This is a genomic window from Pseudomonas sp. GW821-FHT09E12 (assembly GCF_059416085.1).
In genome coordinates this window covers 566,125-584,868 of sequence record NZ_JBWKOM010000003.1, presented here as the reverse complement: position 1 = coordinate 584,868, position 18,744 = coordinate 566,125, and the positions used below count along the sequence as shown (strand labels likewise).

The following is an 18,744-nucleotide window of genomic DNA, read 5'->3' as shown; positions in this document are numbered from 1 at the left end:
GAGTTCCATGATCGATCTGTATTACTGGACCACCCCCAACGGCCACAAGATTTCCCTGTTCCTCGAGGAAACCGGTCTGCCCTACAGCGTGCACCCGGTCAACATTGGCCAGGGCGAACAGTTCAAGCCCGAGTTCCTGAAGATCGCGCCGAACAACCGGATCCCCGCCATCGTCGACCATCAGCCGGCCGACGGCGGCGCCCCGCTGTCGCTGTTCGAGTCCGGGGCGATTCTGCTGTACCTGGCGGAAAAGACCGGGCAGTTCCTGCCCAAGGACCTGCGTGGCCGCCAGGAAGCCCTGCAGTGGCTGTTCTGGCAGATGGGCGGCCTGGGGCCGATGGCCGGGCAGAACCACCATTTCAGCCAGTTCGCCCCGGAGAAAATCCCCTACGCGATCAAACGCTACGTCGATGAAACCGCGCGGTTGTACGGGGTGCTGGACCGACGCCTGGCCGACCGGGATTTCGTCGCTGGCAGCGAATACAGCATTGCCGACATGGCGATCTATCCATGGGTCGTTTCCCACAAGTGGCAAAGCCAGAACCTTGAAGACTTCCCCAACCTGCACCGCTGGTTCAACCGCATCCTCGATCGCCCGGCGACCGCGCGCGCCTACGCCATCGCCGCACGGATCAACCCACCCAAATCCTGAGGCCCGATAGTCCATAGCCGGCCCGCCAGCTGCGGTGACTGCTCCGTTTCGAGCAGCCACCGGGCGGGCGGCGCGGGCTATTTATCCGGCAACGCAGAAATACTCTCGGCCCCCGCTTGCGCGGCACTCGCCTGCTCACTAACGTAGCGCCTTTATTGACGCTACCCCCCGCAGGAGCTTTGCCATGGCCTCGCCAGCCCTCTCACATTTTCTTCCCCGGTTCGGCGTTGCCGCGGCAGTGGCCGGCGTTCTCAGCCTGGCCGGTTGCCAGTCATGGAACACCCAGGACAGCCTGCCGCCGACCTCCGGCGTGCAACCGCTCAAGGGCCTGGCCCAGAACGTTTCGGTGCGGCGCAATGCCATGGGCATGCCGCTGATCGAAAGCAACACCTTCCACGATGCGTTGTTCGCCCTGGGTTACGTGCACGCCAGCGACCGGATCAACCAGATGGTGACCCTGCGCCTGCTGGCCCAGGGCCGGCTGGCCGAGATGTCCGGCGCCGATGCACTGGACGTCGACCGCTACATGCGCGCGGTCAACCTGAAGAACAGTGCCGGCGAGCTGTACAAAGCCTCGTCCCCGCGGATCAAGCGCTTCTTCGAGGTTTACGCCCGCGGGGTCAACGCCTACCTGTTCCGCTATCGCGACAAGCTGCCGCCGGACCTGGCCGCCACCGGCTACAAGCCCGAATACTGGAAGCCGGAAGATTCAGCGCTGATTTTCTGCCTGTTGAACTTCAGCCAGTCGGCCAACCTGCCGGAAGAAATCAACGCCCTGGTGCTGGCGCAGAAAGTCGGTGCCGACAAGCTCGCCTGGCTGACCCCAAGCTACCCGGACGAAGCGCTGCCGCTGGCCGAGAGCGACAAGCTCAAGGGTCTCAACCTGAATGTCCCGGGCCTGAGCGAAATCAGCAGCGCCGCCGGCAAGCTCGGCGAACTCAACCCGCTGAGCGTGGCCGGCGCCAGCAACTGGGCCATCGCGCCACAGCGCAGCCGCAGCGGCAGAAGCCTGCTGGCCGCCGACAGCCACTCGTCGGCGTGGAACCTGGTGCAGATCCGCGCGCCCAAGTACCAGGCCGCAGGCGCTTCGATCGCCGGCCTGCCGATGATCGTCCAGGGCTTCAACGGCCAGGTGGCCTGGAGCATGACCTCGGTCGCCGGCGACAACCAGGACCTGTTCCTGGAGAAACTCAAGCGCCAGGGCAATGCCCTGTATTACGAAGCCAACGGCAAATGGCTGCCGGCCGTGGTGCGCAACGAAACCTACTTCGTCAAAGGCCAGCGGCCGATTCGCGAGGCGGTCTATGAAACCCGTCACGGCGCCCTGCTCAACAGCTCGAGCAACCTCAACGCCGGCTACGGCCTGGCCCTGCAACAGCCGGACCTTGCGGACGACAAGAGCCTGGATGCGTTCTTCGACCTGACACGGGCGCAAAACGTGGAACGGGCCTCCGACGCCAGCCGCGAAATCCGCGCCATCGGCCTGAATATGCTGTTCGCCGATGCCAGCCATATCGGCTGGCAGGTCACCGGCCGCTTCCCCAATCGCCGTGAAGGCGAAGGCCTGTTGCCATCGCCGGGCTGGGAAGGTCGTTACGACTGGGACGGTTATGCCGACCCGATGCTCCACCCCTATGACCAGGACCCGGCACAAGGCTGGCTGGGCACCGCCAACCAGCGGATCATCCCCCACGGCTACGGCATGCAACTGTCCAACTCCTGGTACTACCCCGAGCGTGGCGAACGCCTGGCCGAGCTGGCCGGCAGCGGCAAGCACGACGGGCGCAGCATGATCGCCATGCAGTACGACCAGACCACCACCTTCGCCGCCAAGCTGAAGAAAATGTTCGAAGCCCCCGGCATGGCGCAGCCCCTGAAGAAAGCCATCGACGCCCTGCCCGAAGCAGACCGCAGCAAGGCCCGCGAGGCCTACAGCCGCCTGATGGCGTTCGACGGCAAACTCAGCCCGGTGTCGGCCGATGCGGCGATCTATGAGCTGTTCCTGCAGGAAAGCGCCCGGCAGATCTTCCTCGACAAACTGGGCCCGGAGTCCAGCCCCGCCTGGAAAGCCCTGGTGGCCAACGGCGCGCTGTCCTACTCGGCCCAGGCCGACCACCTGCTGGGCCAGGAAGACAGCCCGTTCTGGGATGACAGCCGCACCCCGCAGAAAGAAGACAAGCCAGCGATCCTCGCCCGCAACCTGGCCGCCGCCATCAGCGCCGGTGAAAGCCTGCTGGGTGGCGACCGCCGGGCCTGGCAATGGGGCAAGCTGCACAGCTACAACTGGAAGAACGCCAGTGGCCAGGTGATTCGCGGGCCGCTGCAGGCCGGTGGCGATCACAGCACCCTGAACAGTTCGCCGTACCGCTGGGGCCAGGACTTCAATGTGACCCAGGCTCCGGCACTACGGCTGGTCGTCGATTTCGGCCAGAGCGAACCGCTGAGCGTGATGAACAGCAGCGGCCAGTCCGGCAACCCGGCCAGCCCGAACTACCTGAACGGCATCGACGCCTGGCTCAAGGGCCAGTACCTGAGCCTGCCGCTGCAACCGCAGAACTTCGACCGCCTCTACGGCAAGACCCGCCTGACCCTGGCGCCAGGCAAGTAACACCGGCCAGCCCGTCCCTCTGCACAAGGGGCGGGCTGGCACCCTGTAACGCTTCAATCCCCTCACCGATCCGGCCCTGCCACGCTCTCGGCAGCCGCGCCCTTTCCTGCGCGAAGTCTCCCACGCGCCCTATTGATGCAAGGCCTTGCGCACGCTCTTTTTTGGGGCGCTGCCAACCCACGACAGGCTCTCGCACCACCTTTTAAAACACTTGTTCGGGACTCTGGTTCGGAAATTGCTACTTTCATTAAGTCTGACGCTTTGCAGTAACAGTACTAATGCGCCACAAGCGCTCATATTGGTTTTTAGGGATTTAATAATGAAAAAAGCATTGCTGACCCTTTCTGCACTGGCTCTCTGCATGGCCGCCGGCTCCGCGCTGGCCAAGGAATACAAGGAACTGCGCTTCGGCGTTGACCCGTCCTACGCACCTTTTGAATCCAAGGCCGCCGATGGCAGCCTGGTCGGCTTCGACATCGATCTGGGCAATGCCATCTGTGCCGAACTGAAGGTCAAGTGCAAATGGGTCGAAAGCGACTTCGACGGCATGATCCCGGGCCTTAAAGCCAATAAATTCGACGGCGTGATCTCATCCATGACCGTCACCCCGGCCCGCGAGAAAGTCATCGACTTCTCCAACGAACTGTTCTCCGGCCCGACTTCCTTCGTGTTCAAGAAAGGCTCCGGCCTGACCGAAGACACCGCCTCGCTCAAGGGCAAGACTGTCGGCTACGAGCAGGGCACCATCCAGGAAGCCTACGCCAAGGCCGTGCTGGACAAGGCTGGGGTGAAAACCCAGGCCTACCAGAACCAGGACCAGGTGTATGCCGACCTGATTTCCGGGCGCCTCGATGCCTCGATCCAGGACATGCTGCAAGCCGAGCTGGGCTTCCTGAAGTCGCCGCAAGGCGCCGACTACGAGGTGAGCAAGCCAGTGGACAGCCCGCTGCTGCCGGCCAAGACAGCTATCGGTATCTCCAAAGGTAACAAAGAGCTCAAGGCGCTTCTGGATAAAGGTATCAAAGCGTTACACGACGATGGCACCTACGCCACCATTCAGAAAAAGCACTTTGGCGATCTGAATCTCTACAGCGGTAAATAAGGTCCTGGCGCCCATCCTCGATGGGCGCCTTTTTTATCGCCACAGGTCTCTGATTTATGTTCGAAGAACTTCTGCAAACCCTTGGGCTTTCCGCCTTCAGCCTCAAGGGGTTCGGTCCGTTGTTGCTGGAAGGCACCTGGATGACCATCAAACTCTCGGTATTGTCGCTGTTACTCAGTGTCCTGCTCGGCCTGCTCGGCGCCAGCGCCAAACTCTCGCGGCTGGGCCTGCTGCGCCTGCCCGCCCAGCTCTACACCACGCTGATCCGCGGCGTACCGGACCTGGTGCTGATGCTGCTGATTTTCTACAGCCTGCAAACCTGGCTGACCACCTTCACCAACTTCATGGAATGGGAATACATCGAGATCGACCCATTCAGCGCCGGGGTCATCACCCTGGGCTTTATTTATGGAGCGTACTTCACCGAAACCTTCCGTGGCGCCATCCTCGCCGTGCCGCGCGGGCAGATAGAAGCCGCCACCGCCTACGGCCTCAAGCGCGGCCAGCGTTTTCGCTTCGTGGTGTTTCCGCAGATGATGCGTTTTGCCCTGCCGGGTATCGGCAATAACTGGATGGTGATGCTCAAGGCCACCGCGCTGGTGTCGATCATCGGCCTGGCCGACCTGGTCAAGGCGGCCCAGGATGCCGGCAAGAGTACCTATCAGCTGTTCTACTTCCTGGTGCTGGCGGCGTTGATCTACCTGGTCATCACCAGCGCTTCCAATATTGTCCTGCGCTGGCTCGAACGCCGTTATGCCGCGGGCTCGCGGGAGGCGGTGCGATGATCGAGCTCCTGCAGGAATACTGGAAACCCTTCCTCTACAGCGACGGCTACAACGTCACCGGCCTGGCCATGACCATGTGGCTGCTCAGCGCCTCGATCTTCATCGGTTTCCTGGTGTCGATCCCGCTGTCCATCGCCCGGGTCTCGCCCAAGCTCTACCTACGCTGGCCGGTGCAGTTCTACACCTACCTGTTTCGCGGCACGCCGCTCTATATCCAGCTGCTGATCTGCTACACCGGGATCTACAGCATCGCCGCGATCCGCGCCCAGCCCGTGCTCGACGCGTTCTTTCGCGACGCGATGAACTGCACCATCCTCGCCTTCGCCCTGAACACCTGCGCCTACACCACGGAGATTTTCGCCGGGGCGATCCGCAGCATGGCCCACGGCGAGGTCGAGGCGGCCAAGGCCTACGGCCTCAGCGGCTGGAAGCTGTACGCCTACGTGATCATGCCGTCGGCCCTGCGCCGCTCGCTGCCCTACTACAGCAACGAAGTGATCCTGATGCTGCACTCGACCACCGTGGCCTTCACCGCGACCATCCCGGATGTGCTGAAAGTCGCCCGCGACGCCAACTCGGCCACCTTCATGACCTTCGAGTCCTTCGGCATCGCCGCGCTGATCTACCTCACCGTGACCTTCGCCCTGGTCGGCCTGTTCCGCCTCGCCGAACGCCGCTGGCTGGCCTTCCTCGGGCCGACTCACTAGAACAAGGCAAATCATCATCCATGCGCCAACAGACTCATGATCTGCTCGCCCCGCTACCGGGGACCTCGCGCCAGATCCACAGCTTTCACTTCGGCCCCGAGCGGGCCGAAGGCAAGGTCTACATCCAGTCGTCGCTGCACGCCGATGAACTGCCGGGCATGCTCGTGGCCTGGCACCTCAAGGCACGCCTGGCGGAACTGGAGGCCCAGGGCCGCCTGCGCAGCGAAATCGTCCTGGTGCCGGTGGCCAACCCGGCCGGCCTGGAACAGGTGTTGATGGACGTGCCGCTGGGCCGCTACGAGCTGGAAAGCGGGCAGAACTTCAATCGCTGGTTCCTCGACCTTGGTGAGGAGGTCGGCAACGACATCGAAGGCCAACTGGGCGACGATCCGCGGCATAACCGTGAAATCATCCGCGCCAGCCTGCGCAACGCCCTGGCGCGGCAGACCGCCGGCACCCAGTTGCAGTCCCAGCGCCTGGCCCTGCAGCGCCTGGCCTGCGACGCGGACATGGTGCTGGACCTGCACTGCGATTTCGAAGCCGTGGCCCATCTGTACACCACCCCCGAGGCCTGGCCGCAGGTCGAACCGCTGGCCTGTTATATCGGCTCGCAAGCTTGCCTGCTGGCCACCGATTCCGGCGGCCAGTCGTTCGACGAGTGCTTCACCCTGCTCTGGTGGCAATTGCAGCAGCGTTTCGGCGAGCGCTTCGCCATTCCCCACGGCAGCTTCTCGGTCACCGTCGAGCTGCGCGGCCAGGGCGACGTCAACCACGACCTGGCCAGCCGGGATTGCCAAGCCATACTGGATTATCTGAGCCATTTCGGCGCCATCGCCGGCGAGGCTCCGCCCATGCCCGAGTTGCCCTACCCGGCCACCCCGCTGGCCGGTGTGGAACCTGTGGCCACGCCCGTGGGCGGCCTGCTGGTGTTCACCGCGCTGCCGGGGGAGTACCTGGAAGCCGGGCAACAGGTGGCCGAAGTCATCGACCCGATCAACGATCGCGTCACCCCCATTCATTGCAGCTGCGCCGGCCTGCTCTACGCCCGCTCGCTGCGCCGCATGGCCACGGCCGGCATGGTGATCGCCCATGTCGCCGGCCGCGAAGCCTATCGCAGCGGCTACCTACTTTCGCCTTGAGGATGCATGCCCCATGTACAAACTGACCATTGAAGGCCTGCATAAATGCTACGGCGACAATGAAGTGCTCAAAGGTGTTTCGCTCAAGGCGAAGACCGGCGACGTCATCAGCCTGATCGGCGCCAGCGGCTCGGGCAAAAGTACCTTTCTGCGCTGTATCAACTTCCTGGAAATCCCGGACGACGGCGCCATGAGCCTGGACGGCCAGCCGATCCGCATGGTCAAGGACCGCCATGGCATGCACGTGGCCGACGCCGACGAGCTGCAACGGATTCGCACCCGTCTGGCCATGGTGTTCCAGCATTTCAACCTGTGGAGCCACATGACGGTACTGGAGAACATCACCATGGCGCCGCGCCGGGTGCTGGGGATCAGCAAGAAGGACGCCGAAGACCGCGCCCGGCGCTACCTGGACAAGGTCGGCCTGCCTTCCCGCGTGGCTGGCCAGTACCCGGCCTTTCTCTCCGGTGGCCAGCAACAGCGGGTGGCAATTGCCCGGGCGTTGGCGATGGAGCCGGAAGTGATGCTGTTCGACGAACCCACCTCGGCCCTCGACCCGGAGCTGGTGGGCGAAGTGCTCAAGGTGATCCAGGGCCTGGCCGAGGAAGGCCGGACCATGATCATGGTCACCCATGAAATGAGTTTCGCCCGCAAGGTGTCGAGCCAGGTGCTGTTCCTGCACAAGGGCCTGGTGGAAGAGGAAGGCGCGCCGGAAGAGGTGCTGGGCAACCCGAAGAGCGAGCGCTTGCAGCAGTTCCTCAGCGGTAACCTGAAGTAAGCCAGGCGCCGCTATGGACAAAGGCCAGCCCGCCGGTGGAGTCCGGCGGGCTGGCCTTTTTTATGAGTTGGCGTCAATCAGGCGACAGGAGCGGGAGGCGGTTCGTCCGGCAAGGTCGGTTCGCCAGGTTCGGTCGGCTCGGCGGGTTGCGGGGTGTCCGGGTCGGGTTGACCGGGAATGCCGCCTGCCGCGCTGGGGTGCGCCAGCAATGACCAGGCCAGGACGCCGACCTGATTGGGCTCAAGTCTGGCAAGTGTGGCGCTTATAAGCGGATCGATCTTCATGAGGCACTCCTGAGCTAAGCACGGTCCGCTGTGCGCAAACCGGGGCAGTCTCTGGTTAGAGTATCTGCCCGCTGAGGAATTCCCGCTATTTGTCAGATGAACGACTCAGGTACGCGGCAGGGTCACGCCACGCTGGCCCTGGTATTTGCCGCCACGGTCCTTGTAGGACACTTCGCACTCTTCGTCGGACTCCAGGAACAGCATCTGCGCCACGCCTTCGTTGGCGTAGATCTTCGCCGGCAAGGTGGTGGTGTTAGAGAATTCCAGGGTCACGTGACCTTCCCACTCAGGCTCGAGGGGGGTGACGTTGACGATGATGCCGCAACGGGCGTAGGTGCTTTTACCCAGGCAGATGGTCAGCACGTTGCGCGGAATACGGAAGTACTCGACGGTGCGGGCCAGGGCGAAGGAGTTCGGCGGAATGATGCACACGTCGCTCTTGATGTCGACGAAGCTGCCGGCGTCGAAGTTTTTCGGATCGACGGTGGCCGAATTGATATTGGTGAACACCTTGAACTCATCGGCGCAACGCACATCGTAGCCGTAGCTCGACACGCCGAAGGAAATCAGCCGCTCCGCGCCTTCGCCGCGCATCTGGCGCTCCACGAAAGGCTCGATCATGCCGTGCTCTTGCGCCATGCGGCGAATCCACTTGTCCGATTTGATGCTCATGGCGGGTGTCCTGAAATAGCGAGGTGGAAAAATTCTGTCCGGCATCTTACCGGGGTGCGCCTGCGGGTTCAAAGTCTGGGCCGCTTTTCTCGCTGAAAGCCGCAATACTTGCGGGCTGGAAGGTATGTACGGCACCGCCAGTCACTAAAAGCGCGAATCCTTGGCAAAGAACATTGGCAGGTTCCGGAAAAAGGGTTAAGGTGGCGCCACTGTGCTGCTTGTGTCACTGAGAATCTCTACACGATGTTGAATTTCGATCCAACCATCTCCAAGAATTTTTCCTGCTCTTTGCACTCAGTCTCGGCCAGGGCTTTTCCTGAGTCGCAGTTAACTTTGTCCAAGGAGATACACCATGTCTAATCGCCAAACCGGTACCGTTAAGTGGTTCAACGATGAAAAAGGCTTCGGCTTCATCACTCCACAATCCGGTGACGACCTGTTCGTACACTTCAAAGCTATCCAATCCGACGGCTTCAAAAGCCTGAAAGAAGGCCAACAGGTTTCTTTCATCGCTACCCGCGGTCAGAAAGGCATGCAAGCTGAAGAAGTTCAAGTTATCTAACTTGTACTGAAACAGTAAAAAAGCCCCGCCCTCAAAGCGGGGCTTTTTTGTGCCCGGATGTTTTTGCTTAATGGCACCCAGGCTATATGATCCGCCCCCTCGGACAATCATATGGAAACTGCAGGATGCCGTTCAGACACCGGAAGTTGTTGAGCGCAGCGGTGCTCACACTCGCCCTCCCTCTCGCACTCAACGCCACACCTCGCCCCGACCATCCAACGATCATCGTCGGCATGGACAGCAGCGCCAGCTACATTGCCAAGGACTCGCAGCAACAACCCGAGTTGCGACGCGCGGTACTGCTGGAGCTTTCCAGCGCCCATCGTTGCGGCAGCAACGAGGTTTACCTCACCCCTGAATCCTCAGGCATCCCCGCGGAGTCGTTCGGCCAGGCCCTGGAAGAAATCCAGCAACTGATCGATGACCAGACCCCACTCCTGCTGACCCTTTCGGACTGCGACGGAAAACGAGCCTTTTTCGAAAAGGTCCGGCCCTGCACCGCCCAGGAATGCGGCGAACTGACCGCATCCCTGGTCGACGGCAAGCTCTACCTCGACGAGCGTTATGCGCCGACGGGCCAAGGCCAGGCCTCGTACTTCCTGACAATGCCGATGAGCTACGACAAGCGGCAAAAAGCCTGGAACGCGAAAATCTTCTATGTCGAATCAGGCACCCTGCGCCGGGACTATTTCGTCAGCGCCGAAGATTTCGTTTCGGGCAAGGCCGTTCATGCCTCGAAAACCTACTATCCGGACGGCCAGGTCCGCCACAGCGCTGGCTATGACCTCAATGGCAAACGCCAGGGAGAAGCGCTGACCTACTCCGAAAGCGGTGTCGTGGTTAAACGCTCGAACTATAGGGACGGCCTCCCCGAGGGCTGGCAGAGCACCTACCACGACAATGGAAAAGTCGCCGAGTCCTACAACTGGCGCCAGGGCAAACGCGTCGACGGCGAATACCTGGAATACGACGAGAACGGCAAGCGGGTCGGGCGCATCACCTACCGGGCGAATCTGCCGGACGGCCCGATCACCAGCTATTACCCGGATGGCAAGCTCAAAGACAGCGGACAGTTCGTTGCCGGCAAGAAAGTCGGCCCCAGCCCGTCCTATTACCCTGACGGCACACTGGAAAGCACAGTCGACTTCGTTGACAACCAGCCCGTGGGTTGGCAAATCCAGTACCACCCCAACGGCAAGGTAAAGCAGAAGCAATTCAACGACGAACACGGCACCCAGCGCAGTTATGCCCTCTGGAACGAACAGGGCGTGCAAACCCTCCAGTGGCAATGGGATGAACAGCACCGCGAGCAGGGCGACTTCAAGGCCTGGTACGACAACGGCCAGCTCAAGGAGCACAAGGTCTACAAGGACGCGAAACTCGAAGGCCCCGCCGTCACCTGGTACGACAGCGGTCAGATGGAATCATCTACCGATTACCTGGATGGCAAAGAGCATGGCTGGATGCGCCTCTGGAACGAGGACGGCAGCCTGCAGAGCGAATGCCAGTACCAGACGGGCACCCGTCAAGGTGCATGCAGTTGAGGCTGACATAACGCAGCGCTATTGAGACAGCACTCCTGCGCTGCCAAACAAAAAAGTCCCGCGGGTGCAAACCGCGGGACTTTTTCATTTCCAGGCCTGCGAGCTTACCAGGCGACGCCAAACCCCGCGGTGTAGCGGGTCTTGTTGAGATCGCTGTCCTTGGTGCCACTGATGATGTCCCGTTCGGCCTTGAGGTTGAGCGACGCCCATTCCGTGACCTTGTAGCGCAGGCCGATCTCGGCATCCAGGGCGTAATCGGCAATATTGGACAGCGGCCGCCCCACCTCGCCATTGGTAAACAACTCGACCCGCTTGCCAATCAGGTAACGGTTGTAGTCCCACTTCATGGCCAGGGAATAGAAGTTGTCTTTGCCGCCATCCTTGTACTCGTAGTCGGTGCGGTTGAGCAGCGAACCCAGGGAGAACGCACCCAATTCGTTATCCCAGAACTGGTAACCCGGACCGGTACCCACCACGCGCTGGCGCGCCAGCTCCTCGACCTTGTCACGCTTGTAATTCAACCGCCCTTGCCAGAACCATTTATCGGTGAGGAAGCGGTCCAGTGCGTATTCGCCGCGCCAGTTGTCGGTGGTGACCACATCGTTCTGGAATTCGCGGTTGTACTCACCTTCCGCCGTGTGCCGCCATTTGCCATGGCGCGCCGAGGTCTTGAAGTCGATGTCGTAGTCGTCGGTGTCCTTTTCCGCCCGCTGATAATCCAGCGCCATGTCGACATTGCCCTTCCATACCAGGTCCTCGACCACCGGCTTGGGCTTCATGATCTGCTGGATGCTCGCCAGCTCGACAGTCTTCGGCGCCTCGCCATTGGCCAAGGTGACCTTGCCGTCTTCCGCCGCGTGCAGGGACTTGGCCTTCTCGCCGGTGTAGGCATCCTGCTTGACCAGCAGTTCCTGATCGCTCTCCAGCGTCTTGACCTGCTTCCAGTCGATCGGGATGGCCCCGGCATACTCGGTCTGGATCAATAACTTGCCACCGTCGAACACCTTGATCTTGCCACTCAGACGGTCACCGTTCTTCAACCAGACGGTATCGGCGAGCAAAGGCGTGGCGGTACTGAAAACGGCAAGGCACAGCAGGGTTCTGGACAACATAAACAGATACAAGGCTCGAGTTCGCGAAAAAAACCGGCATTATCCACATGAATAAAACCTCAGGTAGGGACTGACTCGACTATCTATAGTGAGTTCAATTCTCAACGGTTAATAACCTCTTTGTCCTACAGACGGTTTACAGGCCTGCATCAGGAAACCCGAACGTGATCGAACCGCTCGACGCCGACCAAAGCCCTGCCGAAATCCGACGCACGGCGCTCTACCTGACCCTGGCCCAGGTCCCGGAAGGCAAGGTAATCAGCTATGGGCAACTGGCGGAAATGGCGGGCCTGGGTCGCGCGGCGCGCTGGGTGGGACGCACCCTCAGCCAGTTGCCCGCCGACACCACCCTGCCCTGGCACCGCGTACTGGGCGCGGGCGGGCGCATCAGCCTGCCCGTGGGCAGCGCTTCGGGCGACGAACAGCGCGCGCGACTGCGTATGGAAGGTGTCTCGATCCTGAACAATCGTGTGGATATTCGGCGCCATGGCTGGCGTCCGGTAGAGCACAGCGGTTAGAGTGCGCGCTTTGTTTCCGTAATTCTTGAGGCAGACTCCAGCCCATGCCCCGTAAAACCTGGCGCGCCGCGCTCGCCGCCTATGCCAGCCCCTCGACGCTCGTGCTGTTGCTGCTTGGTTTCGCCGCCGGCCTGCCTTACATGCTGGTGTTTTCGACACTTTCAGTCTGGTTGCGCGAAGCCGGTGTGGCTCGCGAAACCATTGGCTACGCCAGCCTGATCGGTCTGGCCTACGCCTTCAAATGGGTCTGGTCGCCCTTGCTCGACCAATGGCGCCTACCCTTGCTGGGCAAACTCGGACGCCGCCGCTCCTGGCTGGTCCTGTCGCAATCGCTGGTGCTGCTCGGGCTGATCGGCATGGGGTTCTGCGATCCGCAAAAGCACCTGTCCTGGCTGATCGCCATTGCGGTTATCGTCGCCTTCGCCTCTGCCACCCAGGACATCGCGGTGGACGCCTACCGCCTGGAAATCGCCGAAGACAGCCGCCAGGCCGCCCTGGCTGCCGCCTATATGTCCGGCTACCGCGTCGCCGCCCTGCTGGCCACCGCTGGCGCCCTGTTCTTCGCCGAAGGTTTCGGCTCCACCGGTTTCAGCTATAAACACGCGGCCTGGACCGGCACCTACGTGCTGTTCGGCGTGCTGATGATCCCGGCCCTGCTGACCACCCTGTTCATGCGCGAACCGCCGGTGCCGCTGCGCACCCAGCTGTCGGCCGGGCGCTACAGTTTCGTGCACCAGCTGGTGTCGGTGTTCGTGCTGATCGTGCTGCTGGTGTCCGTGCCGGCGATGTTCACCCAGCTCTACAACACCGACTTCGCCAGCGTGCTGTTCGAAGGCGCCAGCCTGCTGGACCTGCTGTTGGAAGACCGGGCGTTCCTGCGCGCCATTCTCTATATCATCCTGACCTCGCTGTGCCTGTCGGCCATGGGTCGCCGCGGCCTAGCCCCGGTGCTGACGCCGGTCAACGACTTCATCCTGCGCTACCGCTGGCAAGCCCTGCTGCTGCTGGGCCTGATCGCCACCTATCGGATGTCGGACACGGTGATGGGTGTGATGGCCAATGTGTTCTACATCGACCAGGGCTTCACCAAGGACCAGATCGCCAGCGTCAGCAAGATTTTCGGCCTGATCATGACCCTGGTCGGCGCCGGCATGGGCGGCCTGCTGATCGTGCGCTTCGGCATCCTGCCGATCCTGTTCATCGGCGGCGCCGCCTCGGCCGCGACCAACCTGCTGTTCCTGATGCTGGCCGACATGGGCCCCAACCTGCAGATGCTGGTGGTGACCATTTCCCTGGACAACTTCAGCTCGGGCCTGGCCACCTCGGCCTTCGTCGCCTACCTGTCAAGCCTGACCAACCTGAAGTTCTCGGCGACCCAGTACGCCCTGCTCAGCTCGATCATGCTGCTGCTGCCGCGCCTGATCGGCGGTTATTCGGGGGTCATGGTGGAGAAGTTCGGCTATCACGACTTCTTCCTGATCACTGCCCTGCTCGGCGTGCCGACCCTGGTCCTGATCGCCCTGCACTGGTTCCAGGAAAACCGTCGCGCCGAACCGCCGCAAGCGCCCGAAGCCACACCGCCGGCCACGCCACCCGCTACAGCTGTCAGCGAAGAACCCTAGGAAACCCCGGGGCATACCGGCATTCATCCGGCGCCCCGACCTCCCCCGGCCGCAATCCTGTACGCCAACGGTTCTCGCCCGTACAATGCTTCGTCATTTCTAGTCTTCAGCAACCGACAACGGCCTACCATGCGCACCAGTCAATTTTTGCTCGCCACACAGAAAGAAACGCCTTCCGATGCGGTCGTGATCAGCCATCAGCTGATGCTGCGCGCCGGCATGATCCGCAAACTGGCCTCGGGCCTGTACACCTGGCTCCCGATGGGCCTGCGGGTGATGCGCAAGGTCGAAGCCATCGTTCGTGAAGAAATGAACGCCGCCGGCTCGCTTGAAGTGTTGATGCCGAGCACGCAGCCGGCTGAACTGTGGCAGGAATCCGGGCGCTGGGAGGAGTACGGCCCTGAACTGCTGCGCTTCAAGGATCGCCACGGTCGCGACTTCTGCGCCGGTCCGACCCACGAAGAAGTGATCACCGATCTGGCCCGCAACGAACTGAGCAGCTACAAGCAGTTGCCGATCAACCTGTACCAGATCCAGACCAAATTCCGCGATGAAATCCGCCCACGCTTCGGCCTGATGCGCGGTCGCGAGTTCATCATGAAGGACGCCTATTCCTTCCACGCCGACCAGGCATCGCTGCAGGTCACCTATGACCGCATGCACCAGGCCTACTGCAACGTGTTCACCCGCCTGGGCCTGAAGTTCCGTCCGGTCGAAGCCGACAACGGCTCCATCGGCGGCGCCGGCTCCCACGAATTCCACGTACTGGCCGAGTCCGGCGAAGACGACATCGTTTTCAGCAACGGCTCCGACTACGCGGCGAACATCGAGAAAGCCGAAGCCGTGCCACGGGAAACCTCGCGCCCGGCGCCGAGCGAAGAACTGCGCCTGGTCGACACCCCTGACGCGAAAACCATCGCGCAACTGGTGGAAGGCTACAACCTGCCGATCGAAAAGACCGTCAAGACCCTGGTGGTGCACGCCGAGGAAGCCGGCAAGCTGATCGCCCTGATCATCCGTGGCGACCACGAGCTGAACGAAATCAAGGCTGCCAACCAGCCTGGCGTCGCCAGCCCGCTGGTCATGGCTTCGGAAACCGAACTGCGTGACGCCATCGGCGCCGGCGCCGGCTCCCTGGGCCCGCTGAACCTGCCGCTGCCAATCATCGTCGACCGCTCGGTGGCCCTGATGAGCGACTTCGGTATCGGCGCGAACGTCGACGACAAGCACTATTTCGGCTTCAACTGGGAACGCGACATGCCGGTCCCGACCGTGGCCGACCTGCGCAATGTCGTCAGCGGTGACCCAAGCCCGGACGGCAAGGGCACCCTGGAAATCAAGCGCGGCATTGAAGTCGGGCACATCTTCCAGCTGGGCAACAAGTACAGCAAGGCGATGAAGTGCGAAGTGCTGGGCGAGAACGGCAAGCCGGTCACCCTGGAAATGGGCTGCTACGGCATCGGCGTGTCCCGCGTGGTGGCCGCGGCCATCGAGCAGAACAACGACGAGAACGGCATCATCTGGAGCGACACCCTGGCCCCGTTCCAGATCGCCCTGGTACCGCTGCGCTATGAAACCGAGCAGGTTCGCGAAGCCACAGACAAGCTGTACGCACAACTCACCGCCGCCGGCTTCGAAGTGCTGCTGGACGACCGCGACAAGAAGACCAGCCCGGGCATCAAGTTCGCGGACATGGAGCTGATCGGCATTCCACACCGGATCGTGGTCAGCGACCGCGGCCTCGCCGAAGGCAACCTGGAATACAAGAGCCGTACCGAAGCCGAGGCGCAAGCGCTGCCGGTGGCTGACGTGCTGTCCTTCCTCCAAGCCCGTATCCGTCGCTGAAACCAGATAGAGAAGTCATGTTCAAGCGAAACACCTTAAGCCTCGGTGGCGCCGCCTTGTGCGGCGCCCTGTTGCTCAGCGGCTGTGCCAACCAGATGTCGCAACGCAGCGAGCACGAGGAACGTGTCGAGCGCAAATTGCTCGATCACAGCCTGCAGATCGATGTCGGTGAGCCTAAGGTGCTTGAGCTGCCGCAACGCCGGGTACGCATCCACGAGCAGAAGACCTTCGAAGTCACCGAGTTCGAAGTCACGCGTCGCTACGATCGCTACACGCCCTATCAACCCTGGCGGGAGCTCTACGAGATCCCACTGGGTGCGGTAGCCGTGGTCGCGGGTGTCGGCGCCAACGTGGTCAATGTGTTTGCCCTGGGCAACCTGCCGGACAGCGTCACCAAGGACTGGATCAGCTACGGCGTGGCCGGGCTCAACCCGTTCATGAACGTGCAGTCCCACGGTCGGGCGCAGCAGAACCTGGCGGGGATCGATGAAGTCCAGCGCGACAAGCGCGTGGAGTATTCGAGCCTGCCCTGGAGCGAGCGCCCGGTGCAGGTCAAGGCCGGCAAGGAAACCCATGAGCTGAGCACCGACCGCAACGGCGTACTGCGCCTGAACCTGTTGGACAGCCCGTTTTCCGAGCAGGACCTGAACCACATCGGCAAGCTGCAGATCAGTGTCGCGGACGCCCAGGACGACGTGCATTCCGACTCGTCGCTGGCCATCAGCAACACCCTGCGCGGCAAGCTGCTGGAAGCGCACAACCTGATCTACGACGACCTCGAAGATGACGAAGTGAGCCAGTGGGTGCACCGGGTCAAGCGTCTCTCCGAACTGGGCCTGGAAGAAGAAGCCAGCGAACTGGAGCAGAGCCTGATCGAGCTGACCCGCAACGATCCGGAGCTGCAAAGCGAATTTCTCAAGTCGCTGACCAAGAACGCCGGCCGCCTGGTCGCCGATCCCGGCGCCCATTGATCAGATAACCATCGCGAGCCAGCCTGTTTCCGCACTGCGGGGGTGGGCTGGCTCGCGATGCTGTTTCAACGGCTGAACAACTCCAGCTGCTCATGCCCGCCACGCAGATCCTGCAAACGCACACCAATCCCCAATAGCCGCACCGGCCTGTCCCCGCGCTTGAACGCCTGGGTCAAAAGCTGCCGGTAACTCTCCAGGTCCCGCCCTGCCCCCGCCTGTTCGAGCGTGGTCTGGGTGAAATCGTGAAACTTCACTTTGACGAAGGGCTTGCCCGGACGATAGCTGCTGTCGATTCGCTCGATCCGGCCGGCCAGGGTCTGCATCAGCTCCGGGAGTTTATCCAGGCAGCTCTGCAGATCGGGCAGATCGACGTCGTAGGTGTTTTCCACGCTGATGGACTGCCGGCGACTGTCGTTCTGCACCGGCCGCTCATCGATACCCCGGGCCAGGTTCCACAACCGCTCGCCAAAACTGCCGAACTCGCGCACCAGCGCCAGCTTGCCCCATTCGCGCAATGCCTCGCAGCTGACGATGCCCAGGCGTCCCAGCTTGTCGGCCGTGACCTTGCCCACGCCATGCAGCTTGTTGACCGGCAAGGCCGAAACGAAGTCCTCGACCTGGTCCGGGGTGATCACGAACAGGCCATTGGGCTTTTTCCAGTCGCTGGCGATCTTGGCCAGGAACTTGTTTGGCGCCACCCCGGCCGACACCGTGATATGCAGCTGGTTGGAGACCCGGCGACGAATGTCCTGGGCGATGCGCGTGGCGCTGCCGGCGAAGTTGGGGCTGTCGGAAACGTCCAGATAGGCCTCATCCAGGGATAAAGGCTCGATCAGGTCGGTGTAGTCGCGAAAGATCGTATGAATCTCTTTCGACGCTTCCCGGTAGGCTTCCATGCGCGGCTTGACGATCAGCAGGTCGGGGCACAGCGTCAGCGCATGCCGCGAGGACATGGCCGAACGCACGCCAAAAGCGCGGGCCTCATAGTTGCAAGTGGCGATCACCCCGCGTCGCTCCGCCGAGCCGCCCACCGCCATCGGCCTGCCGGCCAATTGCGGGTCGTCGCGCATTTCGATGGCGGCGTAGAAGCAATCGCAGTCGATGTGGATGATTTTGCGCTGCGTCATATAAAGGCAGAGTTCATGGAAGCAAGAAGTCGATCACAAGACAGGGCGACAGTATCTCACCGAGAACTGTATATAGCACCAGTAGTTTGATTTCTCCTGCCTACCACCAGAAAAATCGGAAGATGAATTTATTTTCTCAATCGGTCAAAGCCCCTCAATAGAGCTGAAAGCCTTGTGCAGCATGCCCTCAGGGTCGATCCAGGGGCGGTATTTTCAAGCTAAGCAATTGAACGAGAACAGTTTTTTTCGGCCAATCGGTTGACAGGCCGGCGATCCTCTGTAGAATGCCGCCACACAGACGCGGGATGGAGCAGTCTGGTAGCTCGTCGGGCTCATAACCCGAAGGTCGTCGGTTCAAATCCGGCTCCCGCAACCAAACATCAAAAAAGGCTACTCGAAAGAGTGGCCTTTTTTGTGCGCGCTCGTTTTGTTGTCGCGCAAAACAAAACCCTTTGCAGTACCGGGACTTAACCCGCCTTGCGAGTCATTCAACACTTATTTGACTCAATGGACCATTAACGGTTGACACTCCGGCGTTCGTCTGTAGAATGCCGCCACACAGACGCGGGATGGAGCAGCCTGGTAGCTCGTCGGGCTCATAACCCGAAGGTCGTCGGTTCAAATCCGGCTCCCGCAACCAAACAACAAGAAAGGCCACTCGAAAGAGTGGCCTTTTTTGTATCTGTCGAAAAAATCTTTTCGCAACAATGACCTGG

General features: G+C 61.6%; 17 protein-coding genes and 2 tRNA genes. 15 read left to right on the top strand and 4 right to left on the bottom strand.

Annotated features, from left to right (window positions below; genetic code table 11):
- Positions 1-7 precede the first annotated feature (7 nt).
- The 7 genes from AC07PQ_RS11230 to AC07PQ_RS11200 all read left to right on the top strand — a co-directional run bounded on the left by AC07PQ_RS11230 (position 8) and on the right by AC07PQ_RS11200 (position 7,771).
- Entirely contained in the window at positions 8-652 is a 645-nt protein-coding gene (locus tag AC07PQ_RS11230) for a glutathione binding-like protein (protein ID WP_007923035.1), read from the top strand.
- Positions 653-836: 184 nt separating this feature from the next.
- A complete protein-coding gene (locus tag AC07PQ_RS11225) occupies positions 837-3,260 on the top strand; it encodes a penicillin acylase family protein (protein ID WP_493185506.1) in 2,424 nt (807 codons plus the stop codon).
- Positions 3,261-3,579: 319 nt separating this feature from the next.
- On the top strand, positions 3,580-4,362 hold the full coding sequence (locus AC07PQ_RS11220; protein ID WP_007923900.1) for a transporter substrate-binding domain-containing protein: 783 nt from the start codon (positions 3,580-3,582) through the stop codon (positions 4,360-4,362).
- A 56-nt stretch (positions 4,363-4,418) separates the two neighbouring features.
- Positions 4,419-5,147: an ABC transporter permease gene (locus tag AC07PQ_RS11215; protein WP_009042461.1), complete on the top strand. Its 729-nt coding sequence runs from the start codon at positions 4,419-4,421 to the stop codon at positions 5,145-5,147.
- Positions 5,144-5,854, top strand: coding sequence for an ABC transporter permease (locus tag AC07PQ_RS11210; RefSeq protein WP_007923902.1), 711 nt, complete (start codon positions 5,144-5,146; stop codon positions 5,852-5,854). The genes AC07PQ_RS11215 and AC07PQ_RS11210 overlap by 4 nt, the downstream gene beginning before the upstream one ends.
- A 20-nt stretch (positions 5,855-5,874) precedes the next feature.
- On the top strand, positions 5,875-6,993 hold the full coding sequence (locus AC07PQ_RS11205) for a succinylglutamate desuccinylase/aspartoacylase family protein (RefSeq protein WP_007923903.1): 1,119 nt from the start codon (positions 5,875-5,877) through the stop codon (positions 6,991-6,993).
- Positions 6,994-7,006: 13 nt separating this feature from the next.
- Entirely contained in the window at positions 7,007-7,771 is a 765-nt protein-coding gene (locus tag AC07PQ_RS11200; RefSeq protein ID WP_493185505.1) for an ABC transporter ATP-binding protein, read from the top strand.
- A 77-nt stretch (positions 7,772-7,848) separates the two neighbouring features.
- Here AC07PQ_RS11200 and AC07PQ_RS11195 read toward each other — a convergent pair whose 3' ends face one another.
- Both AC07PQ_RS11195 and dcd read right to left on the bottom strand, forming a co-directional pair.
- Complete coding sequence (locus AC07PQ_RS11195; RefSeq protein WP_007923905.1) at positions 7,849-8,055, bottom strand: hypothetical protein; 207 nt, start codon at positions 8,053-8,055, stop codon at positions 7,849-7,851.
- A gap of 105 nt (positions 8,056-8,160) precedes the next feature.
- Positions 8,161-8,727, bottom strand: a complete 567-nt coding sequence (gene dcd, locus AC07PQ_RS11190; RefSeq protein ID WP_007923906.1) for a dCTP deaminase — start codon at positions 8,725-8,727, stop codon at positions 8,161-8,163.
- 352 nt (positions 8,728-9,079) lie between these two features.
- On the opposite strand from dcd, the gene AC07PQ_RS11185 reads away from it, so the two are divergent.
- Complete coding sequence (locus AC07PQ_RS11185; RefSeq protein WP_002554837.1) at positions 9,080-9,289, top strand: cold-shock protein; 210 nt, start codon at positions 9,080-9,082, stop codon at positions 9,287-9,289.
- Between the two features lie 161 nt (positions 9,290-9,450).
- Positions 9,451-10,833: a toxin-antitoxin system YwqK family antitoxin gene (locus AC07PQ_RS11180; RefSeq protein WP_493185504.1), complete on the top strand. Its 1,383-nt coding sequence runs from the start codon at positions 9,451-9,453 to the stop codon at positions 10,831-10,833.
- 104 nt (positions 10,834-10,937) lie between these two features.
- Here AC07PQ_RS11180 and AC07PQ_RS11175 read toward each other — a convergent pair whose 3' ends face one another.
- Positions 10,938-11,945, bottom strand: a complete 1,008-nt coding sequence (locus tag AC07PQ_RS11175; RefSeq protein ID WP_087091469.1) for a DUF481 domain-containing protein — start codon at positions 11,943-11,945, stop codon at positions 10,938-10,940.
- 164 nt (positions 11,946-12,109) lie between these two features.
- Here AC07PQ_RS11175 and AC07PQ_RS11170 point away from each other — a divergent pair, with 164 nt between their 5' ends.
- The 4 genes from AC07PQ_RS11170 to AC07PQ_RS11155 all read left to right on the top strand — a co-directional run bounded on the left by AC07PQ_RS11170 (position 12,110) and on the right by AC07PQ_RS11155 (position 16,901).
- Entirely contained in the window at positions 12,110-12,463 is a 354-nt protein-coding gene (locus AC07PQ_RS11170; RefSeq protein WP_493185503.1) for an MGMT family protein, read from the top strand.
- Positions 12,464-12,507: 44 nt separating this feature from the next.
- A complete protein-coding gene (locus AC07PQ_RS11165) occupies positions 12,508-14,085 on the top strand; it encodes an AmpG family muropeptide MFS transporter (protein ID WP_007923912.1) in 1,578 nt (525 codons plus the stop codon).
- 129 nt (positions 14,086-14,214) lie between these two features.
- Positions 14,215-15,930 (top strand): proline--tRNA ligase, encoded by a 1,716-nt coding sequence (locus AC07PQ_RS11160; protein WP_007923915.1) that lies wholly within the window; start codon positions 14,215-14,217, stop codon positions 15,928-15,930.
- A gap of 17 nt (positions 15,931-15,947) precedes the next feature.
- Complete coding sequence (locus tag AC07PQ_RS11155; protein WP_007923917.1) at positions 15,948-16,901, top strand: hypothetical protein; 954 nt, start codon at positions 15,948-15,950, stop codon at positions 16,899-16,901.
- 65 nt (positions 16,902-16,966) lie between these two features.
- On the opposite strand, the gene dinB is transcribed toward AC07PQ_RS11155, so the two are convergent.
- Positions 16,967-18,028 (bottom strand): DNA polymerase IV, encoded by a 1,062-nt coding sequence (gene dinB, locus AC07PQ_RS11150; RefSeq protein WP_493185502.1) that lies wholly within the window; start codon positions 18,026-18,028, stop codon positions 16,967-16,969.
- Positions 18,029-18,327: 299 nt separating this feature from the next.
- Between dinB and AC07PQ_RS11145 the strand changes: the two genes are divergently transcribed.
- Both AC07PQ_RS11145 and AC07PQ_RS11140 read left to right on the top strand, forming a co-directional pair.
- Positions 18,328-18,404: transfer RNA gene (locus AC07PQ_RS11145), tRNA-Met, on the top strand.
- A 187-nt stretch (positions 18,405-18,591) separates the two neighbouring features.
- Positions 18,592-18,668 (top strand) — tRNA-Met (locus AC07PQ_RS11140).
- Positions 18,669-18,744: the final 76 nt, after the last annotated feature.